This is a genomic window from Amycolatopsis sp. NPDC031561, from assembly GCF_055580625.1.
Window position 1 is genome coordinate 1 of the sequence record NZ_JBVILA010000058.1, and the last position, 2,585, is coordinate 2,585.

Consider the following 2,585-nt stretch of genomic DNA (forward strand, 5'->3'; position numbering starts at 1 on the left):
TGAAACAACCACTTCCACCTGATATTGACTGGTGGTTGTGTGGTGTTTCAGAGCTGTAGAGTGGATGCGTAACATCTTTGTGGGCAAGTCCTCGGCCTATTAGTACCAGTCAACTCGATAACACATTACTGTGCTTCCATTTCTGGCCTATCAACCCAATGGTCTGTTGGGGGCCTTAACCCATCAAGGGTGGGATACCTCATCTTGGAACAGGCTTCCCGCTTAGATGCCTTCAGCGGTTATCCCTTCCGAACGTGGCCAACCAGCCATGCCACTGGCGTGACAACTGGCATACCAGAGGTTCGTCCGTCCCGGTCCTCTCGTACTAGGGACAGCCTTCCTCAAGTATCCTACGCGCGCGGCGGATAGGGACCGAACTGTCTCACGACGTTCTAAACCCAGCTCGCGTGCCGCTTTAATGGGCGAACAGCCCAACCCTTGGGACCTACTCCGGCCCCAGGATGCGACGAGCCGACATCGAGGTGCCAAACCATGCCGTCGATATGGACTCTTGGGCAAGATCAGCCTGTTATCCCCGGGGTACCTTTTATCCGTTGAGCGACACCCCTTCCACCAGGTGGTGCCGGATCACTAGTCCCGACTTTCGTCCCTGCTCGACATGTCTGTCTCACAGTCAAGCTCCCTTGTGCACTTGCACTCAACACCTGATTGCCAACCAGGCTGAGGGAACCTTTGGGCGCCTCCGTTACTCTTTAGGAGGCAACCGCCCCAGTTAAACTACCCATCAGGCACTGTCCCTGAACCAGATCATGGTCCGAGGTTCAGATTCCCAATCCGACCAGAGTGGTATTTCAACAACGACTCCACCAACACTAGCGTGCCAGCTTCACAGTCTCCCACCTATCCTACACAAGCCGAACCGAAAACCAATACCAAACTATAGTAAAGGTCCCGGGGTCTTTCCGTCCTGCCGCGCGTAACGAGCATCTTTACTCGTAGTGCAATTTCGCCGGGCCTGTGGTTGAGACAGCCGGAAAGTCGTTACGCCATTCGTGCAGGTCGGAACTTACCCGACAAGGAATTTCGCTACCTTAGGATGGTTATAGTTACCACCGCCGTTTACTGGCGCTTAAATTCTCAGCTTCACCCCGAAAGGTTAACCGGTCCTCTTAACGTTCCAGCACCGGGCAGGCGTCAGTCCATATACATCGTCTTGCGACTTCGCATGGACCTGTGTTTTTAGTAAACAGTCGCTTTCCGCTGGTCTCTGCGGCCACCATTCCCTAGTCCGCAAGGGACTTCAGGAACACTGGCCCCCCTTCTCCCGAAGTTACGGGGGCATTTTGCCGAGTTCCTTAACCACAGTTCACCCGATCGCCTTAGTATTCTCTACCTGACCACCTGTGTTGGTTTGGGGTACGGGCCGTGCACGCACTCGCTAGAGGCTTTTCTCGGCAGCATAGGATCACTCTACTTCACCTCAATCGGCTACGCATCACGTCTCAGCCTTAACGAGTAGCGGATTTACCTACTACTCGGCCTACACGCTTACACCAGTACTACCACTCACTGGCGGAGCTACCTTCCTGCGTCACCCCATCACTCGACTACTACGGAATCAGATCCCACGCTCCACACTCGCGTATTCACCCGAAGGCTTCAACACGAGGCTTTGGGTGGTTAGTATCAACCGCCTCATCCTGGGCGCACGTGCTCGGGTACGGGAATATCAACCCGTTATCCATCGACTACGCCTGTCGGCCTCGCCTTAGGTCCCGACTTACCCTGGGCGGATTAGCCTGGCCCAGGAACCCTTGGTCATCCGGCGGCAGAGTTTCTCACTCTGCATTCGCTACTCATGCCTGCATTCTCACTCCCACACCCTCCACGACTGGCTTCCGCCGCCGCTTCCCTGGATGCAGGACGCTCCCCTACCCATCCACACGACTAGACATTCCCTCAAGGAGAAAGCCGATCTATATGTGTGAATGACACAGCTTCGGCGGTGTGCTTAAGCCCCGCTACATTGTCGGCGCAGGACCACTTGACCAGTGAGCTATTACGCACTCTTTCAAGGGTGGCTGCTTCTAAGCCAACCTCCTGGTTGTCTGGGCAATCCCACATCCTTTCCCACTGAGCACACACTTGGGGGCCTTAGCTGGTGTTCTGGGCTGTTTCCCTCTCGACGACGAAGCTTATCCCCCGCCGTCTCACTGCCACACTCTCACACCACGGTATTCGGAGTTTGGTTGATTTCGGTAACCCGGTAAGGCCCCTAGACCATCCAGTAGCTCTACCCCCGTGGTGAAACATGTGACGCTGCACCTAAATGCATTTCGGGGAGAACCAGCTATCACGGAGTTTGATTGGCCTTTCACCCCTACCCACAGCTCATCCCCTCAGTTTTCAACCTAAGTGGGTTCGGCCCTCCACGTCGTCTTACCGACGCTTCAGCCTGGCCATGGGTAGATCACTCCGCTTCGGGTCTAGACCACGCGACTACATCGCCCTATTCAGACTCGCTTTCGCTACGGCTACCCCACACGGGTTAACCTCGCCACGCAGCACTAACTCGCAGGCTCATTCTTCAAAAGGCACGCCATCACCGTAAACATCAAAGATGC

1 rRNA gene (running past one end of the window) is annotated in these 2,585 nt (G+C 55.3%); it reads right to left on the reverse strand.

From position 1 onward, the window contains the following. Positions 1-79: 79 nt before the first annotated feature. A 23S ribosomal RNA gene (locus ACZ5IK_RS45180) occupies positions 80-2,585 on the reverse strand; it runs 729 nt beyond the window's last position.